Below are 25,066 nucleotides of genomic sequence, written 5' to 3'. Positions count from 1 at the left end.
TAGCCTACGCGACCCCCTCGATTTTGGCAGGAACCAACACAGAGCCTCTCATCTACCCGTTAAACCCGGACTCCGCCGTCACGACTTGGAGAGCACGGGAACGGGCACCGGCGCGGGAGTGCCCGCACAGCGGGCGTCCGGGCCTTTGGCCGCATGTCCGGCCGCACCGGGCAGGGTGCCGTCCTTGAGATAGGCGGCCAGACGCCGGTCCACGCAGCGGTTTCCCGCGAGAGAGACCCCGTGGTTACCGGTGGGCACGACCAGCAACCGGGCGCTGCCGAACAGCTTGCGCATCCGCACGGCCCCGGCGTACGGCGTGGCGGCGTCACGCTCGGCCTGGACAAGCATGATCGGCGGCAACTTCTTGCTGCCCTGGATCTTCACCGGTGTGCCGGCCTTCTCGGGCCAGAACGCGCACGGCGCGTTGTACCAGGCGTTGGTCCAGGTCAGGAAGGGCGCCTTGGTGTGCAGCTTGGTCGTGTCGGTCCGCCACCGGGCCCAGTCACGCGGCCAGGCGGCGTCGTGACACTGCACTCCGAGATAGACCGCGTAGTTGTTCTCGTCGTTGGCGTCGTTCAGAGCGTGCTGGCGGTAGGCGCTGAGCAGGAGAGCCGTCTCGTCCTTCTTCACGTAGGCGGAGAACGCCTTGGCGAGTTGCGGCCAGATGACGTCGGAGTAGCCGCCGACGGTGTAGACGTCGTCCAACTCGCTCGGGCCGACCACCCCCGCGGCCGGGCGGGTGCGCAGCCGCTCACGCATGGCGTACCAGGCGAAGGAGACCGCCTTCTCCGTTGAGCCGAGTCTGTAGACCCGGTTGTGACGGGCCGTCCACCTCAGGAAGTCTCGGTGCCGTCGGTCGAAGGTGGCGTCCTGAATGAGATTGGAGCCGTACCAGACCTGCCGGGGGTCCACCACGCTGTCCAGGATGAGCCGCTTGACCCGGTCGGGGAAGAGCGTGGCGTAGACCGCGCCGAGGTAGGTGCCGTAGGAGTAACCCAGGTAGCTGATCTTGGACTCGCCCAGTGCCGCCCTGATCTCGTCGAGGTCTCTGGCGGAGTTCTCGGTGCTTATGTGGGGTAGCAGCCAGCCCCACCGGTCACCGCACGCCGTGGCGTACTGGCGGGCCCGGTCGATCAGGGCGGACTCCTCCTGTTTGTTCGCCGGCACATGGTCGAGGCCGGGCGCCTTGTAATACGTCTCGAAGTCCATGCACTTCATCGCGGGCTCGCTGTGCCCCACCCCGCGAGGATCAAAGCCGATCACGTCGAACCTGTCGGCCAGGTTGGCGGGAAGGCCCGCGGCCACGGTCTTGGCCAGACTCCGGCCGGATGCCCCGGGGCCTCCGGGATTGACCAGCAGCGCGCCCAGATGGTCTCGCGAGGTCTTCCCCTTGATCCGGTTCAGGGCGATGCCGATGGTCTGATCCGGGTTGCTGTAGTCGAGCGGCACCCTCAGGGTGGCGCACTCCTCCCTGCTGCCCGCCGGCTCGGCGGGGGCGGGCGAATTCCCGGGCGACACGGGCTTGCTCTCCTTCTCGCAGGGCCCCCAGACCAACGCGGCCCGCTCCTGGGCCGTGGCCCCCTGTGGAGCTCCGGCGACGGCCAGCATCCCAATGCCGGCGACAATCCCGACAAGCCTCTTCACGGTGGAATCCCCCCTACTTATACGGCAGAGGCGATGGTCTCCCGTGCGATGCACGACCCACCCGCGACACAACCAGATGCTTACCAATGTGTAGTCAAGTGATTGCCATGTGTAAGCATACGGCGATGGTCACGGCAAACGGTTTCATCGAAAGACCTACCGGCCGCAGGTAACGACAGTGCGGGCCCGCGCAGAGGCACGGACCCGCACTGTGTGGAATTCTTTGGATTCGTCCGCGGGGAGCACTTCACCCCGGAGCGTCACCGGAGGCGCCGGCGACCAGCGGTCCCCGGCGAGGGCCCCCGAGCCGTGACCGGGTCGGATCAGGGGCAGGTGCTGCTCCTGATCGCGGAAAGCCCGGTCGGCCTCGGGGCGGAGCCGCTAGCGGACGACGACCTGGGGGCCGGGAGCGTCGTCGTCGTCCAGATCGACGTCGACGCCCATCTGCTCGGCCAGGCGCAGGGCCTCCTCGATCAAGGTCTCGACGATCTGGGACTCGGGAACGGTCTTGATGACCTCACCCTTGACGAAGATCTGGCCCTTGCCGTTACCCGAGGCGACCCCGAGATCGGCCTCCCGCGCCTCACCGGGACCGTTGACCACACACCCCATCACCGCCACCCGCAGCGGCACCTTCAGCCCCTCAAGCCCGGCCTGGACCTGCTCGGCCAGCGTGTAGACATCCACCTGAGCCCGCCCACACGACGGGCAGGAGACGATCTCCAGGCCGCGCTCGCGCAGGTTCAGCGACTCCAGGATCTGGTTGCCGACCTTGACCTCCTCCACCGGCGGCGCCGACAGCGACACCCGGATGGTGTCGCCGATCCCCTCGGCCAGCAACGCCCCGAACGCCACCGCGGACTTGATCGTGCCCTGGAAGGCCGGGCCCGCCTCGGTGACACCGAGATGCAGCGGATATTCACACTGCGCCGCGAGCAGCCGGTAGGCCTGGACCATCACCACCGGGTCGTTGTGCTTGACCGAGATCTTGATGTCACGGAAGTCGTGCTCTTCGAACAGCGAGCACTCCCACAGCGCGGACTCCACCAGCGCCTCGGGGGTGGCCTTGCCGTACTTGGCCAGCAGCCGGGGATCCAGCGAGCCGGCGTTGACGCCGATCCGGATCGGCACCCCGTGCTCGGACGCGGCCCGGGCGATCTCCCCGACCTTGTCGTCGAACTTTTTGATGTTGCCCGGATTGACCCGGACCGCCGCGCAGCCCGCCGCGATCGCGGCGAAGACGTATTTGGGCTGGAAGTGGATATCGGCGATCACCGGGATCTGCGACTTGCGCGCGATGGTGGCCAGCGCGTCGGCGTCGTCCTGGGTGGGCACGGCCACCCGCACGATCTGACAGCCCGAGGCGGTCAGTTCGGCGATCTGTTGGAGCGTTGCATTGATATCGGCGGTGACCGTGGTGGTCATCGACTGCACGGAGACCGGCGCGTCCCCACCCACCGGAACGGAACCGACCATGATCTGACGAGATTTACGTCGCTCGGCGATCGGCCTGGTCCTGACGGACGGGATCCCGAGAGCAACAGAAGTCATTTTCAACCCTTGAGAGTCGGCGACGCTCCTCAGTCTAGGCAGTCATGGTGAGCTCCCGTGCCCTTACCCGTGCCCAAGTGTCCGCATCGAGCACCTCGGCGACCGAATCGGCCGCGGTGACGGTGTGTTCGGAGACCACCGCGGCCACGGTGTCCACGATCGCGAGGAACGGCAGCCGGCCGGCCAGGAAGGCCTCCACACAGACCTCGTTGGCGGCGTTGTAGACGGCCGGGGCCGTTCCGCCCGCGGAACCGACGTGACGGGCCAGCGCGACGGAGGGGAAGGCCTCGTCGTCGAGCGGTTCGAAGGTCCAGGTGTGGGCTCTGGTCCAGTCGACCGAGGGGGCGGCGTCGGCGATCCGCTCCGGCCAGCCGAGTGCGAGCGCGATGGGCAGCCGCATGTCGGGCGGGCTGGCCTGGGCGATGACCGAGCCGTCCACGAACTCCACCATCGAGTGGATGACCGACTGCGGATGGACCACGACGTCGATCCGGTCGAAGCCGATGTCGAAGAGCAGATGCGCCTCGATGACCTCCAGGCCCTTGTTCACGAGCGTGGCGGAATTCACCGTGATGACCGGGCCCATCGACCAGGTGGGATGGGCCAGGGCCTGCTCCGGGGTCACGTCGCCGAGCTCCGAACGCGACCTGCCGCGGAAGGGGCCGCCACTCGCGGTGACGAGCAGGCGGCGCACGGCCGACGCGGCGGGACCGGTGGGACCGGCGGCCCACAGGCACTGGGCGAGCGCGGCGTGCTCGGAGTCGACCGGGATCAGCTGCCCCGGCTTGGCCAGGCGCTTCACCAGCGGCCCCCCGATGATCAGGGACTCCTTGTTGGCGAGGGCGAGCACCCTGCCCGCTTCCAGCGCGGCCAGCGTCGACGTCAGCCCCAGGGCGCCGGTGATGCCGTTGAGCACGATGTCGGACGGCCAGGCCGCGGCCTCGGCGACCCCTTCGGGCCCGGCGAGCACCTTGGCGGTCACGCCGTGCGCGGCCAGCGCCGCCCGCAGCGCGGGTACGGCGTCGACGTCGGCGACGGCGACCGCGTCGGGCCGGAACTCGGCCGCCTGGCGAGCCAGCAGATCGATCCGGCCACCTCCCGCGGCGAGCGCCGCCACCCGGAACCCGCCGGGGTTACGGGCGATGACATCAAGGGACTGGGTCCCGACGGAGCCGGTCGAGCCCAGCAGGACGACGGAACGAACGGTGTCTGGCTGCACCGCACCATTCTCTCGGCTGACGTCCAGCTGTCCAATCGGACCGAAATCTGTAAGGCGTGGAACGCGCGATGAAAGGCGCTATTTAAGTCCGAATCTACCTATATCAATTGTTGTAAAGCCGGAGAAATGCGGATACGTAGCGCACTAGCTTCCCGAAACAGCATCAGGTCTCGGGAGGTACAAATGCGTCGCACGGCACACTTGGTCCCTATTTTCACCCTCGTCGCGGGCAGCACTCTGCTCTCCACGGCGGTCGCACATGGCGCCAGCGCGGGCACCATCGGCGCCGCTGCGGGCACGACCGCGGGCGCCGCCACGGCGGCCGCGGCCCCCAAGCCGGTCGAGGAGGAGGCCGCCGACACGAAGACCGAACAGAAAACGGTCCAGCACTACTGGACCGAGGCGAAGATGGAGGCGGCCCAGCCGCTTGACACCCTCGCCCCCAAAAAGGAGGGCATCCGGCTCGCCGCGGCGGCGATCGCGGCTCAGACCGCGGCCGACCCCGTCTCCGTTCCCGCGACCTCACCGGACGGCGACACCGTCGCGGTCGCCCGGGGATCCGCGTTCGCCCGCGCCTCCACCGGAGCGCGGTGGACCCGTGGCGGAGCGATCGCGAAAACCGTCGGGCGGGTCTTCTTCGTCTATCAGGGCCGCAACGCCTCCTGCTCCGCGAATGCCGTGACCAGTGAGAACAAGAGCACCGTGATCACGGCTGGGCACTGCGTGAGGATGGGCGGCGCCTTCCACGACAACTGGGTGTTCGTGCCGGGTTACCAGGACGGCGACCGTCCGTACGGCACGTGGGTGGCGACCACCCTCTACACGACCCCGCAGTGGAACAACGGTGAGGACATCAACTACGACGTGGCCGCCGCCGTGGTGGCGCCGCTGAACGGCAAGTCGCTGACCGACGTGGTCGGCGGCCAGGGCGTCTCCTTCAACCAGTCGCGGCGGCAGCAGATGCACTCCTTCGGCTACCCGTCGGCCAGTCCCTACGACGGCTCCAAGCTGATCTACTGCAGCGGGCGGGCCTTCGACGACATCCTGATGTCCCGTGACATCGGCATGAACTGCAACACGACCGGCGGATCAAGCGGCGGGCCCTGGTTCCTCAACTTCAACGAGAGCACCGGCCTGGGCACCCTGAACTCGGTGAACAGCTTCAAGTACAACTTCGCCACCGGATGGATGTTCGGCCCCTACTTCGGGACCGACGCGCGAGCCGTCTACCAGGCCGCGCAGAGCACCGGCACTCCCTAGAAGATTTACCTAAAGTAGTCGCAAGAACACATGCGGTAGTGCAAACTCGGGATTCATGACCCCGAGCCTCCCCCTGCTTGCGACTGCTTCGCTCGTCGCCGGGTTGCTGTGCGCCCCCATGATCGGCGCCACGGCCACGGAGCACAGGCAGCAGGCCGCAAGCACTCCCACCCAGCCCGTCCAGCCCGCGGGGAAGGCCTCGGTAGCCGCCCCCGGCAGATCAGACGTCGTCGAGCACATGACCGCCCCCGGCACCTCGGACCGGCGTCGTGTGCTCAGCTACTGGACCCCTCGCCGGATGGCGGGCGCCGTCCCGATCGATCCGCTCGGGACCGTGACCGGGATGCTGGGGAGACTCACCAGACCCACCGCCCCGGCCGGTCCGCCCAGGGCGGCGACCGGGACGTCAGGTCGGTCCATCGCCCCGGCCGGTCCGCTCGGGCTCACCGCCGGGATTCCCGGGCAGCCCACCGTCCCGAATCGTCTGTCCAAGGCGACGATCGAGATGGCGGAGTGGCCCACCGTCCCGGCCGGCCACCGGGCCGCCCCCGCCGGCCATCGGGCCGCCCCCACCGGAGAGGCCCGCGGACACCTGCGCGGTTCCGCGGCCCGCATCAGCGGGGCCCGCTGGAACGCGGGCGGCTCCGTGGCCCGCACCACGGGGCGGGTGTTCCTCACCCTCGGCGGAACGGACTTCGTGTGCTCGGCGAGTTCGGTCAAGGGGGCCAACAAGGATCTCGTGGTGACCGCCGGGCACTGCGTCAAGGACGGCACCGGCGCGTGGGCCGACAACTGGATCTTCGTCCCCGGCTATGACGCGGGGCGTCAGCCCTACGGGCAGTTCACCGCGCGCCGCATGTTCGTCGCGGGTTCGTGGTCGCGCAGCGCGGACGACAGCCACGACGTCGGCATGGTGGCGGTCAACCCCAGGAACGGCACGCACCTGGGCGACGCCGTAGGCGGCCAGGACATCACCTTCGGCGCGCCCAGGGGACGCCAGACCTACGGCTTCGGCTTCCCCGCCGATTCGCCCTACAACGGCGAGCACCTGGTCTACTGCGCCGGCTCGCTCCGCGACGATCCCAACGACCAGACCAACGACCAGGGCCTGCGCTGTGACATGACCGCCGGGTCCAGCGGCGGCCCCTGGCTGAGCGGCTTCGACCCCGCCACCGGGCGCGGCACGCTCACCTCGGTGAGCAGTTTCAAATACAGCGACGACCGCCGCACCATGTACGGGCCGTACTTCGGCGAGTCGGCCAAGCAGCTCTACGCCACCGCCCAGAACTCGTAGCCCCACGGGAGTTGCGGGCGAGGACGCGGATCAACGATTCGCAAAGCGGGATGATCAGGTTTTCAGGATCAAGACGGCGCCTCACGGAGTGGCGCCACATAAACCGGGGCAGGTCACCACGGGGGGAGTCGACGATGTCGGCTGCAGGATTCACGATCTGCACCATCGGCTCAGAAACGCCCCGATCGTTGACCGCAGCCGTCGTTCGGCTGCAGGTCGTCCGGCAACGTGACCGCCTTTCATCAGGCGGTCCCGGCGACCACCGTCGGCGATCCTCGGAAATCCGTGATCCTCAGAAAGGCATCACCATGAAGATTGAAAAGAGCAAGATCGTTGAGATGCTCCGCAGCCGTGGCGACAACGCCCTCGCGCAGCAGGCCGACAAGCAGCTGCCCCCGCAGATCGACACCGACCAGCACATGGAGCAGCTGAGCAAGCTTGGCCTGAACCCTCAGGACCTCACCAAGCTCGCCGGTGGCCTGCTCGGGCACTGATCCTGCATCTTGGGCAGAGTCACCCCGTGACCACGGTGGTTCACAGGCGAGCCTGATGAACCCGGTCCGGCGGTGGAGCCCGCTGACACCGGACGGGCTGCAGACCGTCCGGTGGCTCATCGAGGATCCCCGGCACCGGCCGGGGTGGGCGCGCAGGACAGGGCCCACCCCCGCTCAGTGACCGGCGACGGTTTTTCAGAGAACTTCAGAGGGTCAGACCGGTGAGGACCATGACCTTCTCGTAGGTGAAGTCGGCCATGGCCGAGCGGAGGCCCTCGCGGCCGGCTCCCGACTCCTTGACCCCGCCGTAGGGCATCTGGTCGGCGCGGTAGGACGGGACATCGCCGATGATCACACCGCCGGCCTCGATCTCCCGGTTGGCCCGGAAGGCGTTGTCCAGGCTGCGGGTGAACACCCCTGCCTGCAGGCCGTACTTGGAGTCGTTGACCGCGGCGAACGCCTCGTCCACCCCGGACACGGTCTGAATGATCATCACCGGGCCGAAGACCTCCTCACAGGAGACCTTGGCGTCCCGCGGCACATCGGTGAGGACGGTCGGCGCGACGGTGGCGCCGTCGCGGGTGCCGCCGGTCAGGAGGTGGGCGCCGGCGGCGACGGCCTCGTTGACCCACTGCTCCACCCGCTCGGCTGCCGCGACCGAGACCAACGGCCCGACCTGTGTCTTCTCGTCGGCGGGATCTCCGGTGACCAGGGCCTCGACGGCCGGAACCAGCCTGGACACGAAGTCGTCGTGCACGGACTCCTCGACGATCACCCGCTGGACCGCGATGCAGCTCTGCCCGGCCTGGTAGTTGGAGAACAGCGCCACCCGCGAGGCGGCCCAGTCGAGATCGGCGTCGGCGAGCACGACCGCGGCGGCGTTGCCGCCGAGTTCCAGGGTGACGTGCTTGCGCGGGACGCGATCCATGATCGCGTAGCCGACCGGGCTGGAGCCGGTGAAGGAGACGACCGGCAGGCGCGGGTCGTCGACCAGGCCGGCCGCACGGTCGTTGGGCACCGGAAGCACGGAGAACATGCCCTCGGGCAGCCCGGTCTCGGCCAGGATCTCCCCCAGCACCAGCGAGGAGACCGGCGTCGCCGGAGCGGGCTTGATGATGATCGGGGCGCCGACCGCGATGGCAGGGGCGACCTTGTGGGCCACCAGGTTGAGCGGGAAGTTGAACGGCGCGATCGCCAGGATCGGGCCGTGCGGGACGCGCGAGATGTAGGCGAGGCGGCCGGTGGCGGCGGCCTCGGTGTCCAGGCGCATGGTCTCGCCACCCTGGCGGCGGGTCTCCTCGGCGGCGAACCGGAAGGTGGAGATCGCGCGGTTGACCTCACCGCGGGCCCAGAAGATCGGTTTGCCGTTCTCCTCCGTGATCAGGTGGGCGATCTCGTCGGCGCGCTCGGCCAGACGGCGCGAGACGTGGGCGAGGGCCTCGGCCCGCACGTGGATCGGGAGCGCGGCGGCCTCCTTCCGCACGGCCGCGGCGGCGGCGACGGCCTCGGCGACCTGACTCTCGGTCGGCACGGAGCAGACGGCGACGACACTGCCGTCATACGGGTTGGTCACGGTCAGCTCGGCGTCCCCGGTGGCGGGGCGACCGGCGAGCCAGAAGGGGCGCACGTCCATGGCCCCGACGGTATGCCACGTGCCCGGACGTGGCGTTGCTCCACTTCGCACAAGAGATCTGCACCGGCGCGCCGTTACGCATAAAACAGCCTCCCGCCCGGCCCTGTAACAAAAACATGGGCATTAAGGGATATTCCTTACACGGCACCGGTTTGAATCATCTCCGGCGTGGCTAAGTCATCGAAGGAACTCTGAGACGGAAGGGCGTGGGCGCATGACCTCCTCGGCGCCGCGCGGCCTTCAGGGTGCCTATCTACTGGGCGAACGAGCCTCGCAGGACGAGCTCCGCGGCAAGCTGCTCGACGTCGCCAGCCAGCTTCTCGTCACCATCGGGCCCGAGAGCCTGTCGATGCGCCGCATCGCCACCGAGGCCGGATGCTCGACGACCGTCATCTACACCATGTTCGGCAGCAAGGAAGGGCTCGCCGAGGCGCTCTACCTGGAGGGCTTCGAACGGTTCCGGCGCCGCCTGGAGGCCGTGCCCCCGCGCAAGAACGCCCTTGAGCACCTCAGCGCGCTCGGTCCCGCCTACCGGGACGCGGCTCTGGCCGAGCCCGGCTACTACGCCCTGATGTTCGAGCGGGCGATCCCGGGCTTCGCGCCGAGCGAGCGGGCCAGGACGCTCGCCCGTGCCGCGCTCAACGTCCTCGACCGAGTGATCGCCGACTGCATCTCGGCGGGATACATCATCCCGATCCAGCCCAGGAAGATCGCCGATGCCCTGTGGGCCGCCGCCCAGGGCGCCATCAGCCTTGAGCGCGCCGGGCACCTGCGTGACAGCGGCACCTATGACGCGGTCACCCGCGCCACCGTCTCCCGCTATCTGGCCGACAAGTCCTGATCCGGCGTCCGGCGGTGAGGAAGGGCTCGCCGGGACTCTCTGTGATCTGCCGTTCGGCGCGGGCCGCACCACCGTGATCCGCGCGCCCCGTCCCGGCCCCGAGCGTCCCGATCAGGTCTCGGGCTCCGCGTCCCAGCCCGTAATCCCTGATTCGTGGCGCGAGGACCGTTCAGTCCGCCACGGCCAGCGCGACCCACAACTCGGCGCGGACCGCCGGATCGTCGAGGTCCCGGCCGAGGAGTTCGGCGGCGCGGCGCATGCGGTAGCGCAGGGTGTGCCGGTGCACCCCGAGCCGTTGGGCCGCCGCGTCCCAGTGGCCGTTGCATTCCAGATAGGCGCGCAGAGAGGCCAGCAGGTCCGCTCGGGAGCCGTGCTCCCTGAGCGGGGCGAGCAGCGCGGAGGAGAACGCCGCGGTCACGTCGGGGTCGAGCAGGGACATCAGGCTCTGTCCCGCGAGGTCGGCGAAGCGCATGACCGGCACGGCCCCGCGTCTGGCCGAGGCGAGTGCCCGATCCGCCTGCTCAAGTCCGGTGCGCAGATCCTCGGGACTCACCGTGGCGCCGACCCCGAGCGGGCCGTGATCCCGGAGTGCCAAAACCACGGTGTCGGCCCTGCCCGCCGGGACGACGACGACCACCCGGTCCTCGTCGGCCGCCGCGAACTCGTTGCCCGCGGCCTCCAGAACCGCCTCCCCGTCTCCCCCGGCGGCGATCACCACCAGTGGCCCGCAGGGGAAACCGTCGCCCAATAGCTCCAGCGTCTCCCTCCCGGCCTGCACCTGCCCGGCCAGCAGCAGCCGGAGCACCGCGGAGCGGACCCGGCGCTCGGCGGCCAGGTGTTCCCCGCCGTGCTCGATGGCGAGCGTCAGCAGGGACCCTGCGGCGTTGACCACGGTGTGCGCGACCGGCGTGAAGGGCCGCTCCAGGCCGACCGCGAAGAACCCCCTGATCCGGCGGGCTCCGAGCGGCTGCACGATGACGTGCTCCAGCGGCGTGGAGAGCGCCAGGCTCGCGGGCGCGCCCCTGCCCTCGGACTTCCTCAGGCGCTCCAGCTCGGGACGGAGGCCCTCGGCGGCGACGGCCGCACCCCTGCCCGTCGCATGCCGTACGGCTCCCGCCTCGTCGAGCAGGAGCGCCCAGCCGCCGAGCTCGCGGGCAAGACGGTCGATCACCGCCTGCGGCCCCTCGGGGCGGAGGGCGGCGCGGGTGAGACGGCCCTGGGCCGCGAAGGCGCGGCTGATCTCGTCGTACTGCTCGGCGGCGAGCAGCTCGCTGACCACCTTGCCGATCGCGACGAACGGGGTGTCTCGCGGCACCTCGATCAGCGGCAGCCCGGCCCGTGCCGCGGCGTCCACCAACGCTGCCGGGATCTTCTCGTGTCCGAGGCCGATGCCGAAGCCGAGCCCGGTGACCTCCCTGCCGACCAGCCGGTCGACGTAGGACCCCGCGTTGCGGGCGTCGAGGCGCATGCCCGTCGTGAGGACCAGCTCGCCGCCCTCCAGGAACGGGGTCGGATCCTCCAGCTCGCTGACCGCCACCCAGCGCACCGGCCGGTCGAGCGCGTCCTGTCCCGAGAGCACGCCGAGCTTGAGCGACAGGCGTCGTACAACAGTGCGGAGCGTCGGTGCCACGACCACCCCCGTTTGTACGTTACGGCCAGTGTGTTCCCTACAACTTTGCCATAGTGCAGCATCGGCACACCGACACGCGCGACATACCGTCACACCATGAGCACCGTCATCGCGGGCGGCCCCTCGCTTCCTCAGGAGCGCCGCGTCGTCACCGAGATCCCCGGCCCGAAGTCTCGCGAGCTGTTCGCGCGTAAGCAGGCCGCCGTCCCACCCGGCATCGGCACCACGCTGCCGGTCTTCGTGACGCACGCCGGCGGTGGCGTCGTCGTCGACGCCGACGGCAACTCACTGATCGACTTCGGCTCCGGCATCGCGGTGACCAGCGTCGGCAACTCCGCCCCGCGCGTGGTCGAGCGGGTGCGCAGGCAGGTCGCGGACTTCACCCACACCTGTTTCATGGTCACCCCGTACGAGTCCTACGTCGAGGTCTGCGAGAAGCTCAACCGGCTCACCCCCGGCGACCACGAGAAGCGCACCTTCCTGCTCAACAGCGGCGCCGAGGCCGTGGAGAACGCGGTGAAGGTCGCCCGTCACGCCACGGGCCGCCAGGCGGTCGTCGTGTTCGACCACGGCTACCACGGCCGGACCCTGCTGACGATGTCGCTGACGGCCAAGAACATGCCGTACAAACACAGGTTCGGCCCGTTCGCCCCTGAGATCTACCGGGTACCGCTGGCCTACCCGTTCCGCTGGCCCACGGGCCCCGAGAACTGCGCCGAGGAGGCCGCGGCCCAGGCGATCGACCAGATCACCAAGCAGATCGGCGCGGAGAACGTCGCCGCCGTGGTGATCGAGCCCATCTCGGGCGAGGGCGGTTTCATCGAACCCGCCAAGGGCTTCCTGCCGAAGATCGCGGAGTTCTGCCGGGAGAACGGCATCGTCTTCATCGCCGACGAGGTGCAGACCGGCTTCTCCCGCACCGGCGACCTGTTCGCCTGCGAGGACGAGGGCATCGTGCCCGACATCATCGTCACCGCCAAGGGCATCGCGGGCGGCCTTCCCCTGGCCGCCGTCACCGGCCGCGCCGAGATCCTCGACAAGGTCCACGTGGGCGGCCTGGGCGGCACCTACGGCGGCAACCCGCTCGCCTGCGAGGCGGCTCTGGGCGTGCTGGAGACCATCGAGGCCGACGACCTGACCGGCAAGGCCCGCCGCATCGGCGAGATCATGCTCCCCCGGCTGCGCTCCATCGCCGAGAAGACCCCCGCGATCGGCGACGTGCGCGGCCGCGGCGCCATGATCGCCATCGAGTTGATCGTTCCCGGCACCAAGGATCCGCACCCCACCGCGGCGGCGGAGATCGCCAAGAAATGCCACGCCGAGGGACTGCTGGTTCTGACCGCCGGCACATACGGCAACGTCCTGCGATTTCTTCCCCCATTGGTCATGCCCGACCACCTATTGGAAGAGGGCCTGGCAATTCTGGAGAAGGCGATCAGCGAGGTATGACGGTTTAGACCCCCTCATAAGGGGCACCCGGCTTGTGCCGAGTGCCCCTTTTTGCCGTTGTACGGCACCGATAAAGGAAGCAATTTAACCACCGCTTGACACCCACCAAAGCGATCACACGCCCTATCGGCGTTATAACGGTTCCGATACGAGAGTGCGCGATCAGGACGGGAAGCGTGATGAACTGGGGGCCCACGAGAACGGCACGAGGCATGATGACGTTCGACCCTGAGGGGTTGAGCCGCACTCAGTGCGAGGGTGACGCCTGCGTGGCCTGCCACAAGAAATGGCCGCGTCCGCGGATCAGGATCGGCCGTCTACCCGACAACAGAGCTCTGTTCGCCTGCCCGGAATGCGCGGATGCGCTCCTCCCGGAGTCACAGACGAACGTCCATCCCTTCCCCCGGCGCGTGGCCTTCTTCTGAGACGACCTTTTCAGCGGAACGGCAGAACGCGCAAATAGTAGAAGACATAAGAAAAAGAGCAGAAGAAGACAAATGTGCCCTCCCCCGCCGGAGCGGGGAAGGGCACGGAGCGTTCCGGCGGCTACCCGGTGAAACCGATGGCCGTCCGGCCCCTGTCCGCGTGGCCGGATCACGGACGACCGGCTCCGCTCGGAGTCGGAGACGATCGACCCGAGCCGGTCTGCCGATGATCGGGCCGGGCTCCCAAACCGATCCGCCCGGCGAGCGATCCACACCGGTGAAAGGCTCCAAGCCGGTGATCGGTCCAGGGCGGTGATCGATCCAGGGCGGTGAGAGGCTCAGAAAGGCATGGTCAGGCGGAGAGAAGGACCTCACGGGTCTGGTCACGCATGCCCCACGGCGAGCCGTAGGCGTTGAGCAGCTCCAGGAAGGGCACGGCGTCGAATGCCTCCGGCCCGAGCACTCCCGTGCCCGACCAGTCGCCGTTCGCCAGCAGCTCCAGTGCGACCACCGGGTGCACGGCCGTCTGCCAGACCACGGCCTGGCAACCGTACTCCCGCATCGACCACTCGTTGTCGACCACGTGGTACAGGTAGACCTCGAGCGGCTGCCCGTCCTTGCCGATGCCCTTCACCCAGGTGCCGGCGCAGGTCTTGCCGCTCATCCGGTCGCCCAGCGTGGCCGGATCGGGCAGGCTGGCCGCGACCATGTCGCGAGGTGAGGCCTCCACGCCGCCGACCTGGATCTTGCTCGCGCTGTCCAGGCCGAGCTTGTGCAGGGTCTTCAGGACGCCGATGAACTCCTCGCCGAGGCCGTACTTGAACGTCACCCGCTTGGCGTCGATGTAACGCGGAACGAGCAGCACCTCCTCGTGCTCGACGTTCACGCACTCGACGGGACCGATGCCCTCGGGAAAGTCGAAGATCTCCGGCTCGCTGAACGGCTCGGTGGTGTGCCAGTCACCGTTCTCCCAGATGACCGGCGGGTTGAGGCACTCCTCGATGGTCGTCCAGATGGAGAAGGTCGGCGCGAAGTCGTAGCCCTCGACCACCAGGTTCGACCCGTCGCGGATGCCGATCTCCTCGATGCTCTCGAAGAGGTGCTCGGACGCGTACCGCGCGAACACGTCGGCCAGGCCCGGCTCCACCCCCATGCCCACGAGCGCCAGCTGCCCCCCGCCACGCCAGGCCTCGGTCAGCTCGAACTGCTCGTCGCCCAGTTTCACGCCGGTCAGCTCGTACGGCCTGCGGGGATGGGGCCTCGACAACGACATCGCCATGTCGAGGTAGTGCGCCCCGGCGTTGAGCGCCGCCTGGAACAGGGGCATGGTGAAACGGGGGTCCACGGCGTTGAAGAGCACGTCGCAGCGGTGCTCGGCGAGGGCCGCCTCGACCGCGACCCGGTCGGAGGCGTCCAGCCCGATGGCGCTGAACCGCGGATCTCCGATCTTGGCCACCACGTCGGCGGCGCGGCCCTGTTTGGAGTCCGCCACCACGATGTGTTCGAAGAAATCTCGGCGCGCGGCGATCGGAACCACGGCCGAACCAACGCCGCCCGCTCCCACAAGAAGGATTCTCATGAGGGAAGACTACCCACTGACTGGTCGACCAGTCGATAGTCGGAACATGATTTTGCCATGGAATCCATCGTCAAATGAGATGATCACTACGAAAATCGTCGTGTTTTCGAGGGAAGGCAGACATGCCTCGGGGAAGACGAAGCGCTCCGGGGTCGGGGGAACACCCGGAGCGCCCCTGACGGACCCTCACCCGGTGAGGGGGGCGGGTCCGCAGCTCGTCAAACGTGGGTCTGGAGACACCCGCTCATTTCACGAGGTTCTTCCAGCGTTCGGTCCAGTCGATGTAATCAGTGCATTCCCCGCCCTGGCCGCCGCAATCCTTCGTCGGGCGGACGGCAAAGAAGACACGCCGGAGCCAGTCGTCGTCCTTGGCGTGGTAGATCTCGCACATGCGCTGGGCACGCCCGGTGCAGGCCTCCGGATTGGCCGGTGCGAGCCCCGTCCAGGCGGCGGCCGCGCGCTGCGCGTCCGCCGAGCTCATCCAGTTGAGCCACTCGTAGGCGCAGTTCGGGCTGGTGGGCTTGGCCGTGAGCATCCACGAGTCGACCCATCCGGTCATCGGCGCCCTGGCCGGGGTCTTCACCGGACGGCCCGCACGCTGGAAGAGGTCCAGGTGGTACGGCAGTGCCTCGGCGAGCCGTATCGTCCCCGCCGAGAAGGGCCGGATCACATCCAGGGAGTCCTGCCAGTAGACCCGGTCGGGACCGTCGTGCTCGGTGAGCAGGTTCACGGCGGCGTCGAGCTGGACGGGGGTGAGCTGGAACGGATCCTCGATTCCCAGATCCGGCTGGGTTTTCTTGAGCACGAGCGCGGCGTCGGCGATGCTCAGCGGGGTGTCCCTGATCGCCACGGGGGAATCGCCGTAGAGGGCTTCGGGCCCCTTCGGGCCGCCCCCCTCATAGATCATCTGGTTGACTCCCCAGAGGTAGGGGATGCCGTAGACCTTGTGGTCCCGCTGCATGGCGGGCAGATCGCGCAACCGCTTGGGGATCTGTTTGTAGGGCTGGATCAGCGACGTGTCGACCGGCGCGACCTTGCCCTCCGCCACCAGTTGCCCGGCCAGATCGGGAGAGGGCGAGACGACGTCGTAGGTGCCGCCGCGGAGCTTGGCGGCCATCTCCTCGCTCGTCCGGACCCGGTCGAGCTTCACGACCCGGCATCCGCTCTCCTTCTCGAAGGGCGTGACCCAGTTGACCCGCGTGCTGGTCCCGCCGTACTCGACATGCCCCTGGTACGTCAGCACCTGAAGCGTGCCCTCGCCCTTGCCGATGGACGCCGAGGGAGTCGGGGTGGGGGTGGACGGGGTGACCCCGGGGGTGGCCGAGCCGGCTCCCGGCGTGGTCGTGGTCGTGGCCGAAGGGCTCCCCGGCGGCCGGACCACGCTCGCGGCTCCCGCCGAGGTGCAGGCGGCGAGCGCCAGGCCGCCCACCCCCAGCAGCGCTCCGAGACGTGTACGGCGGAGCCTGTCCCTGCCCACGAAGTCCCCTCACGACGTAGCCGCCAACCTGACCGGAGCCTACCGGCCCGCCCCCGTTCCGGAGGGTCGCGAACCCATCTGACCCGGCCGCTTTCCGCGCCACCCGTGCCCGTGCCTCGCGAAAGGGCTCTCTCGCGAGGCACGGTGACCGCCGTGCCGGGAACCATCCGTCGGCCAGGGGCCCGCTGCCGGTCGGGATCCTCGGGGACCGCCTGTCGGCCGAGAATCCCTGGGAACCGCCTGTCGTTCGGGAATCCTCGGGACCGCCTGTCGGCCAGGGGACCCTGGAAATCACCCGCCGGCCGGGGTCCTCGGGGAGGACTACGTGTTGGTCGGAGATCCCTGGAAATCACCCGCCGACCGGGGTCCTCGGGGGGGACTACGTGTTGGTCGGAGATCCCTGGGAACCACCTGTCGATCGGGATCCTCGGGGGACTACTTGTTGGTCGGGAACCCGAGGTTGACGCCGCCGTGGCTCGGGTCGAGCCAGCGGGACGTGACGACCTTGCCACGGGTGTAGAAGTGCACGCCCTCGGTTCCGTGGACATGGGTGTCGCCGAACAGCGAGGACTTCCATCCGCCGAAACTGTAGAAGGCCATCGGCACCGGGATCGGCACGTTGATGCCGATCATGCCGACCTCCACCTCGTTCTGGAAGCGCCGGGCGGCGCCGCCGTCGTTGGTGAAGATGGCCGTGCCGTTGCCGAACTCGCCGCCGTTGATCAGCTCGACGCCCTCCTCGTAGGAGGAGACGCGCACGATCGTCAGGACCGGGCCGAAGATCTCCTCCTGCTGGACCCGGGAACCGGCCGGCACATGGTCGAGGACCGTGGGGCCGAGCCAGAAGCCGGGGGTGTCCTCGGCAGCGGTCCCGGCGAGGACCGGGGTCCGGCGGCCGTCCACAACGAGCTTCGCGCCCTCGGCGACACCCAGGTCGAGGTAGGAGACGACCTTGTCGCGGTGGACCCGCGTGACGAGCGGGCCCATCTGGGAGGCGGGATCGTCGCCGGGGCCGATGGTCAGCTCGGAGACGCGGGAGACGATCTTGTCGACCAGCTCGTCTCCGACCGGGTCCACGGCCAGCACGACGGAGATCGCCATGCAGCGCTCGCCGGCCGAGCCGAAGCCCGCCGACACCGCGGCGTCGGCGACGAGGTCGAGATCGGCGTCGGGGAGGACGAGCATGTGGTTCTTGGCGCCGCCGAGGGCCTGGACCCGCTTGCCGTGGGAGGTGCCGGTCTCGTAGACGTATTTGGCGATGGGCGTGGACCCGACGAAGGAGACGGCACGCACGTCCGGGTGCTCCAGCAGCCGGTCCACCGCCACCTTGTCACCCTGGACGACGCTGAAGATGCCGTCCGGCAGCCCGGCCTGCTTCCAGAGCGAGGCCATCAGCAGCGACGCCGAGGGGTCCTTCTCCGAGGGCTTGAGGATGAAGGCGTTGCCCGCGGCGATCGCGATCGGGAACATCCACATCGGCACCATCGCCGGGAAGTTGAACGGGGTGATCCCGGCGACGACGCCCAGCGGCTGCCGGATCGAGTAGGAGTCGACTCGGGTGGAGACGCCCTCGGAGAACCCGCCCTTGAGCAGGTGCGGGATGCCGCAGGCGAACTCCACGACCTCCAGTCCGCGAGCCACCTCGCCCAGCGCGTCGGAGTGGACCTTGCCGTGCTCCTCCGAGATGAGTCTGGCGAGCTCGTCGCGGTTGGCGTACATCAGCTCGCGGAAGCGGAACAGCACCTGCGACCGCTTGACCAGCGAGGAGTCCCGCCATGCGGGATAGGCCGCCGCGGCTGCGGCCACGGCCGTGTCGACCTCGGCCACCGACGCCAGGTGGACCTGCCCGCTGACCTCTCCGGTCGCGGGGTTGAAGATCTCGGATGTACGGCCGGAACCCTCGACAGGGTTCCCGGCGATCCAGTGGGTGATGTTCTTCACGACGAGACGACCTCAGCGTTGATGACTTCGAGCACGTTGACGATGATTGCGAGCCCCTCGGCGGCTTCCGCCTCCGTCAGGGTGAGCGGCGGGGCCATGCGGAGCACGTTGCCATACAGGCCGCCCTTGCCGGCGAGCAGACCCGCCTTCTTCGACTCCTCCATGAACCGGGCCGTGAGCGCGGTGGAGGGCTCGCCGGTCGCCGGATCGACCAGCTCGACGGCGAACATCAGGCCCTTGCCACGGATGTCGCCGACGATCGGCAGGCGCGGCGCGGCCTCGCGAAGGCCGTCGATGATCAGGGCGCCGGTCCTGGCCGCGTTCGCCTGCAGGTCGTGGTCGAGCACGTAGTCCAGGGTGGCGTTGGCGGCGGCCATGGAGATCGGGTTGCCGCCGAAGGTCGCCAGGCCGACCGCGGGGAGGCTGTCCATCAGGTCGCCGCGGGCGACGACGCCGCCGACCGCGAAGCCGTTGCCCAGGCCCTTGGCGAAGGTCATCATGTCCGGCGTGACGCCGTGGTTCTGGATGCCGAAGAACGCCGAGCCGGTACGGCCCCAGCCGGTCTGGACCTCGTCGGAGATGAACAGGATGCCCTCTTCGTCGAGGACCTCCTTGTATGCGGCGAACAATCCGTCGGGGGCCATGGTGAAGCCGCCCACTCCCTGGATCGGTTCGGCGATCAGCGCGGCCACGTCATTGGAGACGGCGGTGGCGAGCACGTGACGCAGGTCGTCGACGCAGGCCTTGATGTAGTCGGCGTCCGAGAGCCCCCTGAACTGGGTGAGATGCCGGTCGGCGCCGTGCAGGAAGTGCACGTTCAGCGGCGACAGCGAGTTGTTCTTCCAGCTGCGGTTGCTCGTGACGCTGACCGCGCCGAAGGAGCGGCCGTGGTAGCTCTGCCGCATGGCGAGCACCTGGTCGGACTTGCGCGCGTAGGTCGCCAGCAGCAGCGCGGTCTCGTTGGCCTCGGTGCCGGAGTTGGTGAAGAAGACCTTCGCGTCCTCGATGCCGGACAGCCTGGCGATCTTCTCGGCGAGCTCGATCTGGCCGCGGAGCAGGTAGACCGTGGAGGTGTGCACGACGCCGGTGGCGAGCTGGCGCTCGACGGCCTCGCGCACCTCGGGCACGTCGTACCCGATCATGTTGGTCAGGATCCCCGCGAAGAAGTCGAGGTAGCTCTTGCCCGCCGCGTCGACGACCCGGTTGCCCTTGCCCCCGACGATCTCGATGGGCTCGTCGTAGTAGATGGAGAGCCAGTTGGGCATTACCGCGCGATGGCGCGCAAGGAGATCCGACATACATCAATTATCGCGGTTTCGGGCTACCACTCCTACCGACACCCTGTCGGAAGATTGCCATCAAACCCGTCACACTGTCAGACCCTGTCTTTCACGTCACACTCGGGGATTCCCCAATGACGGATCGACCAGGCCATCCTCCCGCAATCGGCCCCCTCCGGCGAGATGGACGGCCCCGCAGGCCCCGCCCGCCGGACGAGGCCTGTACGACTTGCGCCCTGCGACGGAAGGCGCAAGCCGTACAGGGGCTCGAGCGAAGCACCCCCCAGGTTCCTCGCCGAGCATCGGCGGTCATCCGACCTCGCCATCTTCATGGTCACTCATATTTCCTATTAAAACAACCTGAAATACATGAATGATTCGGGGCTTCGACGAGCCTCCCCGGCCCCGGCACCCCGTACGGTCATCCGCGTCGATGGCCGACCTGCTCGGCAGATCGGCCATCGACGGAGCGGACGCGCAGGATCGACGTCCTCGGGAGCCCTCAGCGCCCCGCTTCCACCAGGTCCGCGTCCGCGTCGGCACGGATCCGGGGAGCGGGCCGCAACACCACGAACGCCAGCAGGGCGGCCGCGAGGGTGAACCCGACGCCCACCCAGGAGCCGAACGACATGGCCGAGACGAACATGTCCCGGGCGGTCCTGATCAGTCCCGGATCCCCGAGCCGAATCGCGCCGGCGATCGACTCCCGCGCGACGGCCGGGGCCTCCGGAGGCATCGACGAGGTGTAGGTCGCGGCCAGCACGCTGCCGAGCACGGCGACGCTCAGCGCCATTCCGACCTGCTGGACGGTGTCGTTGAGGGCTGATCCCACACCGGCGTGCGCGGGCGGCACCGCCCCCATCAGCGTGGCGTAGGCCGCGGGTCCGGCCAGGCCGCCGCCGATCCCCATGAGCATGAGAGCGGCGATCAGCATGCCGTACCCGGTCTCGCCGGTCATGAAGGCGAGCACGCCGAAGCCGAGCGCCATCACGCTCAACCCGACCGCGATCAGCACGCGGTTGCTGATCTTCTGCCCGAGACCGGCGCCGACCCCGTTGAACAGCGCGGCGGCCACGGCGTACGGCAGCAGCGCCAGACCGGCCTTCATGGGGTCGTAACCCAGCACGAACTGCAGATACTGGGTGAGCATCAGCAGCAGCGCGCCCGTGCCGAACGACATCAGCACGATCGAGAACGACGACCCGCTGAAGTTGCGGTCGCGGAACAGCTCGAGCGGGAGCATCGGATGGGCCGACCTCAGCTCCCAGAGCACGAATGCCCCCAGCCCCAGCACGGCCAGCGCCGCGGCGACCAGCGTCGCGGGCGCGGTCAGGCCCGCGCCCGGCACGGAGATGACCACGAAGACCAGGGCACTCATGCCGACCGTGGACAGCAGCACGCCGAGCGGGTCGAGCCGCCGGACCGGACCGCGCGACTCGGGCATCAGCAACGCCGCCGCGATGATCGCGACGACCGCGATGGGCACGTTGAGCAGGAAGATCGAGCCCCACCAGTAGTGATCGAGCAGGAAGCCGCCCAGCGTGGGACCGGCGATCACGCCGACCATGGCCACGGCACTCCACGCGGCGATCGCCTTGCGGCGCTCCTCATCGTCGAAGACGGTGATCAGGATCGACAGCGTGCTCGGCATGAGGATGGAGCCGCCGACACCCATCAGCGCGCGGGCGGCGATCAGCTGCCAGGGCTCGGTGACCAGCAGGGCGATCAGCGAGGCGCCGCCGAACAGCGTCAGGCCGATGATCAGGAAACGTTTCCGGCCGTAGCGGTCGGAGAGGCTGCCGGCGGTGAGCAGCAGGCCGGCGAAGACCAGGACGTAGGCGTCAATGATCCATTGGATGTCCGACGGGCTGGCCCCCAGGTCGGTCATCAGGGCGGGGATGGCCAGGTTCAGAACGGTGTTGTCCACCACGAGGACCAGCAGGCTCAGACAGAGCACTCCAAGGATCCACCAACGCCGGGGGTCGCGTTCCACTCGCACAGTGTTCGATATCACTCGCACAGCGTACGACAAGCTCGTACATCGTGCGAGTGAATTTATACTGGAGCCGTGAAACAGCCCTTCAGCTCGGTCTGGACCCGCGAGCCCCGCACCAGCAAGAGTCCGACGCTCAGCCGGACACAGATCGTGCGCGCCGCCGTGGAACTGCTCGACGCCGAAGGGCTGAACGCGCTGAGCATGCGCCGCCTGGGCGCCAAACTCGGCTCGGGGGCCACCAGCATCTACTGGCACGTGGCCAACAAGGACGAGCTGCTCGAACTGGTCCTGGACGAGTTCTACGGCGAGTTCAAGCTCCTGGAGACCTACGAGACGACCGACTGGCGGCACGCCGCGACCCTCTTCGCATACGGGATGCGGGAGGCACTCTTCCGGCACCCCTGGGCGATGCCCCTCGTCGGGACGATGCCCGCCGTCGGCCCCAACGCGATGCAGCTCATGAGCCGGCTGAGCGGCACCTTCGCGCGGGCCGGGTTCCAGGACTTCGAGCGCGACTACGCCGCCTCGACGCTGCTGTCCTACGTGGCGGGCATCACCGTGCCGGAGATCTCCCTGCTGAACGCGCTGGCCGGATCGGGCATGACCATCGCCGAATGGCACGAGACCACGCGGCCGACGGTGGAGAAGGCCGCGGCCGACTATCCCGAACTGCGCGCCCGCTATGCCGCGATAGACATCAACACCTCCATAGCCCTCGGCTTCGAGTTCGGCCTGAGCTGCATCCTCGACGGCCTCGAAGCGCGCCTGAACCGCCGCGCCCAGTCCGCGGCGTCGCCGTTGCGATCGCCCGAGGCGTCCCGTGACGACGAGCACGCCGGCGCGGAGTGACTCATTCCGGCGAGGGCCGCAGCGATCGGCCGGACCACCTCTCCGGCGCCGCCCGGTCGGCCGGACGGGCTCGCTTTCGTACCAACTTCCTGCCAGTCGCGACGTCACGCCCTGCGGCCCGGCGTCATGCGATGCTCCGCCAACCTGCTGCGATACAGCCCGATGTAAACAGTATGTAAATCAAGTGCAGTTCATACTTACAATCTGATCAGATATTCTCGGGGTGTGCTCCCTACAATCGCCGATGTTCTCGCGCTGGACAGCGTCCGCCGAGGCAACCCCCGAGTCGTCGCGGGAGCCGATCGGCTGGGGACCCCGGTGCGCTGGGTCCACGTGGGCGAGGTGACCGACATCGCGCACCTGCTGCGCGGGGGCGAGCTGGTGCTCACCACGGGCATCGCCCTTCCGGACGACCCCGGAAAACTTGCCGAATACATCGCCGAGTTATCCGCCGTGGGCGTGTCCGGACTGATCGTGGAGATGGGCCGCAAGTTCATCGGAGAGCTGCCCCACTCCGTGGTCAGGTCCGCCGAGGAGCACGGCCTGCCTCTGATCACGCTGGCCCGTGAGACACCGTTCGTGCAGATCACCGAGTCGGTGCACGCCCGGATCATCGACATCCAGCTGGAGGAGCTGCGCGCCTCCGAGCACCTTCACGAGGTCTTCACCGAGCTGTCGGTCGAGGGCGCGTCCCCCGCCGAGGTGCTCAGTCAGGTCGCCCGGCTGTCCGGGCGGCCGGTCCTGCTGGAGAACCTCGCCCACCAGGTCCTGGCCTGCGAGACCGCCGGACGCGACACCGGCAACCTGCTCGCCAGCTGGGAGACCCGCTCCCGCGCCGTGGCACCCGACCTGCGCACCGCCTACGACGCGACCTCCGGCTGGCTGGTCACCATGGTCGGCGCACGAGGACAGGACTGGGGCCGGCTGATCCTGCTCTGCGACGCCGAGCCCGGTCCCCGCGACATCGTGCTCGCCGAGCGCGCGGCGACCACCCTTGCCCTGGGCCGCCTGCTGGAGCGCCACCAGGAGTCACTCGAACGCCAGGCCCACGGCACGATCATCACCGGCATCCTGACCCACGCCTACGCCGACCCGGAAGAGGCCGCGGCCCGTGCCCGCGCGGTCGGCGTGCCACTCACCGGCCGCAAACTGATCAGTGTGGTGCTCCGCCTGGCCGAGGCGTCGGAGAGCCTTCTGGACGGCCAGGAGCAGCTCGCCAGGCTCGGTGAGCTGGCCGAGGCGGCCGCCGCGGCCTGCCGCGAGGCCCGCCTTCCGGCCCTGATCGGCGCTCTGGACCAGAACCGCGTCGGCGTCCTGCTCCCCCTGCCTCCACGCACGTTCGCCGAGCCCACCCTGACCGCGCTCGCCGACCACCTGCGCAAGGCCTTCACCACTCCCTTCGTCCTCGCCGCGGGTTCGGTGGTCGAGTCGATCCGTGACGTACGGCGAAGCTTCCTGGAGGCCGAGCAGGTCGCCGACGTAGCCGTCAGGCAGCCCGACGGCCGGGCCTTCTACCGCCTGCCCGACCTTCGCCTGCGCGGCCTGCTCCACCTGTTACGCGACGACGCCCGCCTGCAGACCTTCGCCGAACGTGAGCTCGGCCCCCTGCTGGCGCACGACGCCCAGCGCGGTGGCGACCTCACCCGGATCCTGCGCATCTACCTGGACGCCGGCCGCAACAAGGCCGTCTCCGCCCAGAAAGCCCACCTGTCGCGGCCCGCCTTCTACGATCGGCTCCGCAGGCTGGAACGCATCCTCGACACCGACCTGGACGATGTCGAGTCCTGCCTCTCCCTCCACGTCGCCCTCCTGGCGCTGGAATCCTTCCGGAGAGACAACCCCCGCTGAAAGGCCCTCATGCCCGAGATCCTCGTCCCCGAGACCGCCGACCTGGCTCGCATGGTCACCGCCGCCGGCGCGTTCGCCGTCCCGACCGGCGACGTGCGGTTGTCACCCGACGAGCTGGACCCCGCCCAGATTCTCGCGGGCTCACCGCGCGTCTCCTCGATCGAGCTGTGGTCCTCGCCGGACGGCACACAGAGCCGGGGCATCTGGGAGATCACCCCGGGAACGGTGACCGATGTGGAACGCGACGAGATCTTCGTGGTCCTGTCCGGGCGTGCCACCGTGGAGGTCGAGGGAGGCGCGACCATCGAGCTCGTCCCGGGTTCGGTCTGCCTGCTCGCCGACGGCGCCAAAACCATCTGGATCGTCCACGAGACCCTCCGCAAGGTGTATCACTCCACGGCCTGAACGGCCTGGGCGGAAACGGCGGTGCGGGCCGTACGGAATCTGGATTCCGTACGGCCCGCACCTGCGACTACCTGTGTGATTTCCTGCGCGTGTTATCCGCGCCTGACTAACCGTGTCTGTCGGAGGCGGGGTCCATGTGAATGGTGTCACCTGCACAGATGTGAAGATCCCAGCGGCGCGGACGCGCCAGGATCACACCGAAGATGAAACCGAGGACCATGCTTGCGATGATCACGATGAGAATGCTCAGC

The 25,066-nt window shown here is 68.7% G+C and carries 18 protein-coding genes; 8 read left to right on the top strand and 10 right to left on the bottom strand.

Features of this window, described 5'->3' with window-relative positions; genetic code table 11:
* Nucleotides 1-78: 78 nt before the first annotated feature.
* From DKM19_RS07970 to dxr, 3 genes are all read right to left on the bottom strand, one after another.
* Nucleotides 79-1,644, bottom strand: a complete 1,566-nt coding sequence (locus tag DKM19_RS07970; protein ID WP_110695138.1) for an alpha/beta hydrolase — start codon at nt 1,642-1,644, stop codon at nt 79-81.
* A gap of 381 nt (nt 1,645-2,025) precedes the next feature.
* On the bottom strand, nt 2,026-3,195 hold the full coding sequence (gene ispG / locus DKM19_RS07965) for a flavodoxin-dependent (E)-4-hydroxy-3-methylbut-2-enyl-diphosphate synthase (RefSeq protein WP_110695137.1): 1,170 nt from the start codon (nt 3,193-3,195) through the stop codon (nt 2,026-2,028).
* A 34-nt stretch (nt 3,196-3,229) separates the two neighbouring features.
* Nucleotides 3,230-4,414: a 1-deoxy-D-xylulose-5-phosphate reductoisomerase gene (gene dxr, locus DKM19_RS07960; RefSeq protein ID WP_110695136.1), complete on the bottom strand. Its 1,185-nt coding sequence runs from the start codon at nt 4,412-4,414 to the stop codon at nt 3,230-3,232.
* Nucleotides 4,415-4,597: 183 nt separating this feature from the next.
* Between dxr and DKM19_RS07955 the strand changes: the two genes are divergently transcribed.
* From DKM19_RS07955 to DKM19_RS07945, 3 genes are all read left to right on the top strand, one after another.
* Complete coding sequence (locus DKM19_RS07955) at nt 4,598-5,674, top strand: serine protease (RefSeq protein ID WP_110695135.1); 1,077 nt, start codon at nt 4,598-4,600, stop codon at nt 5,672-5,674.
* 55 nt (nt 5,675-5,729) lie between these two features.
* Nucleotides 5,730-6,968, top strand: a complete 1,239-nt coding sequence (locus DKM19_RS07950; RefSeq protein WP_239514140.1) for a serine protease — start codon at nt 5,730-5,732, stop codon at nt 6,966-6,968.
* A 308-nt stretch (nt 6,969-7,276) separates the two neighbouring features.
* A complete protein-coding gene (locus tag DKM19_RS07945; protein ID WP_089207811.1) occupies nt 7,277-7,462 on the top strand; it encodes a hypothetical protein in 186 nt (61 codons plus the stop codon).
* 205 nt (nt 7,463-7,667) lie between these two features.
* Here the strand turns inward: DKM19_RS07945 and DKM19_RS07940 are convergent, their stop codons facing one another.
* Entirely contained in the window at nt 7,668-9,095 is a 1,428-nt protein-coding gene (locus DKM19_RS07940; RefSeq protein WP_110695134.1) for an aldehyde dehydrogenase family protein, read from the bottom strand.
* Nucleotides 9,096-9,309: 214 nt separating this feature from the next.
* Here DKM19_RS07940 and DKM19_RS07935 point away from each other — a divergent pair, with 214 nt between their 5' ends.
* Nucleotides 9,310-9,936: a TetR/AcrR family transcriptional regulator gene (locus tag DKM19_RS07935; protein WP_089207809.1), complete on the top strand. Its 627-nt coding sequence runs from the start codon at nt 9,310-9,312 to the stop codon at nt 9,934-9,936.
* 169 nt (nt 9,937-10,105) lie between these two features.
* Here DKM19_RS07935 and DKM19_RS07930 read toward each other — a convergent pair whose 3' ends face one another.
* Nucleotides 10,106-11,566 (bottom strand): PucR family transcriptional regulator, encoded by a 1,461-nt coding sequence (locus DKM19_RS07930; RefSeq protein ID WP_110705550.1) that lies wholly within the window; start codon nt 11,564-11,566, stop codon nt 10,106-10,108.
* Between the two features lie 96 nt (nt 11,567-11,662).
* On the opposite strand from DKM19_RS07930, the gene gabT reads away from it, so the two are divergent.
* Nucleotides 11,663-13,015, top strand: coding sequence for a 4-aminobutyrate--2-oxoglutarate transaminase (gene gabT, locus DKM19_RS07925; protein ID WP_110695133.1), 1,353 nt, complete (start codon nt 11,663-11,665; stop codon nt 13,013-13,015).
* 777 nt (nt 13,016-13,792) lie between these two features.
* On the opposite strand, the gene DKM19_RS07915 is transcribed toward gabT, so the two are convergent.
* The 5 genes from DKM19_RS07915 to DKM19_RS07895 all read right to left on the bottom strand — a co-directional run bounded on the left by DKM19_RS07915 (nt 13,793) and on the right by DKM19_RS07895 (nt 21,674).
* Complete coding sequence (locus tag DKM19_RS07915) at nt 13,793-15,019, bottom strand: saccharopine dehydrogenase family protein (RefSeq protein WP_089207806.1); 1,227 nt, start codon at nt 15,017-15,019, stop codon at nt 13,793-13,795.
* A gap of 244 nt (nt 15,020-15,263) precedes the next feature.
* The gene (locus DKM19_RS07910; protein ID WP_162641356.1) at nt 15,264-16,496 is read right to left on the bottom strand and encodes an extracellular solute-binding protein; all 1,233 of its coding nucleotides are present in this window, start codon (nt 16,494-16,496) and stop codon (nt 15,264-15,266) included.
* Nucleotides 16,497-16,931: 435 nt separating this feature from the next.
* Nucleotides 16,932-18,437, bottom strand: coding sequence for a CoA-acylating methylmalonate-semialdehyde dehydrogenase (locus tag DKM19_RS07905; RefSeq protein WP_110695131.1), 1,506 nt, complete (start codon nt 18,435-18,437; stop codon nt 16,932-16,934).
* Nucleotides 18,434-19,735, bottom strand: coding sequence for an aspartate aminotransferase family protein (locus tag DKM19_RS07900; RefSeq protein ID WP_110695130.1), 1,302 nt, complete (start codon nt 19,733-19,735; stop codon nt 18,434-18,436). Before DKM19_RS07900 ends, DKM19_RS07905 begins: the two co-directional genes overlap by 4 nt.
* 484 nt (nt 19,736-20,219) lie before the next feature.
* Complete coding sequence (locus tag DKM19_RS07895) at nt 20,220-21,674, bottom strand: MFS transporter (RefSeq protein WP_239514139.1); 1,455 nt, start codon at nt 21,672-21,674, stop codon at nt 20,220-20,222.
* 111 nt (nt 21,675-21,785) lie between these two features.
* Here DKM19_RS07895 and DKM19_RS07890 point away from each other — a divergent pair, with 111 nt between their 5' ends.
* The 3 genes from DKM19_RS07890 to DKM19_RS07880 all read left to right on the top strand — a co-directional run bounded on the left by DKM19_RS07890 (nt 21,786) and on the right by DKM19_RS07880 (nt 24,815).
* The gene (locus DKM19_RS07890) at nt 21,786-22,562 is read left to right on the top strand and encodes a TetR/AcrR family transcriptional regulator (RefSeq protein ID WP_110695128.1); all 777 of its coding nucleotides are present in this window, start codon (nt 21,786-21,788) and stop codon (nt 22,560-22,562) included.
* A 225-nt stretch (nt 22,563-22,787) separates the two neighbouring features.
* Complete coding sequence (locus DKM19_RS07885; RefSeq protein ID WP_110695127.1) at nt 22,788-24,410, top strand: PucR family transcriptional regulator ligand-binding domain-containing protein; 1,623 nt, start codon at nt 22,788-22,790, stop codon at nt 24,408-24,410.
* 9 nt (nt 24,411-24,419) lie between these two features.
* On the top strand, nt 24,420-24,815 hold the full coding sequence (locus tag DKM19_RS07880; protein ID WP_089207799.1) for a cupin domain-containing protein: 396 nt from the start codon (nt 24,420-24,422) through the stop codon (nt 24,813-24,815).
* Nucleotides 24,816-25,066 lie beyond the last annotated feature (251 nt).

The sequence above is a fragment of the Streptosporangium sp. 'caverna' genome (assembly GCF_003203775.1).
GTDB lineage: Bacteria > Actinomycetota > Actinomycetes > Streptosporangiales > Streptosporangiaceae > Streptosporangium > Streptosporangium subroseum.
This window is presented reverse-complemented; position numbering and strand designations above follow the sequence as displayed.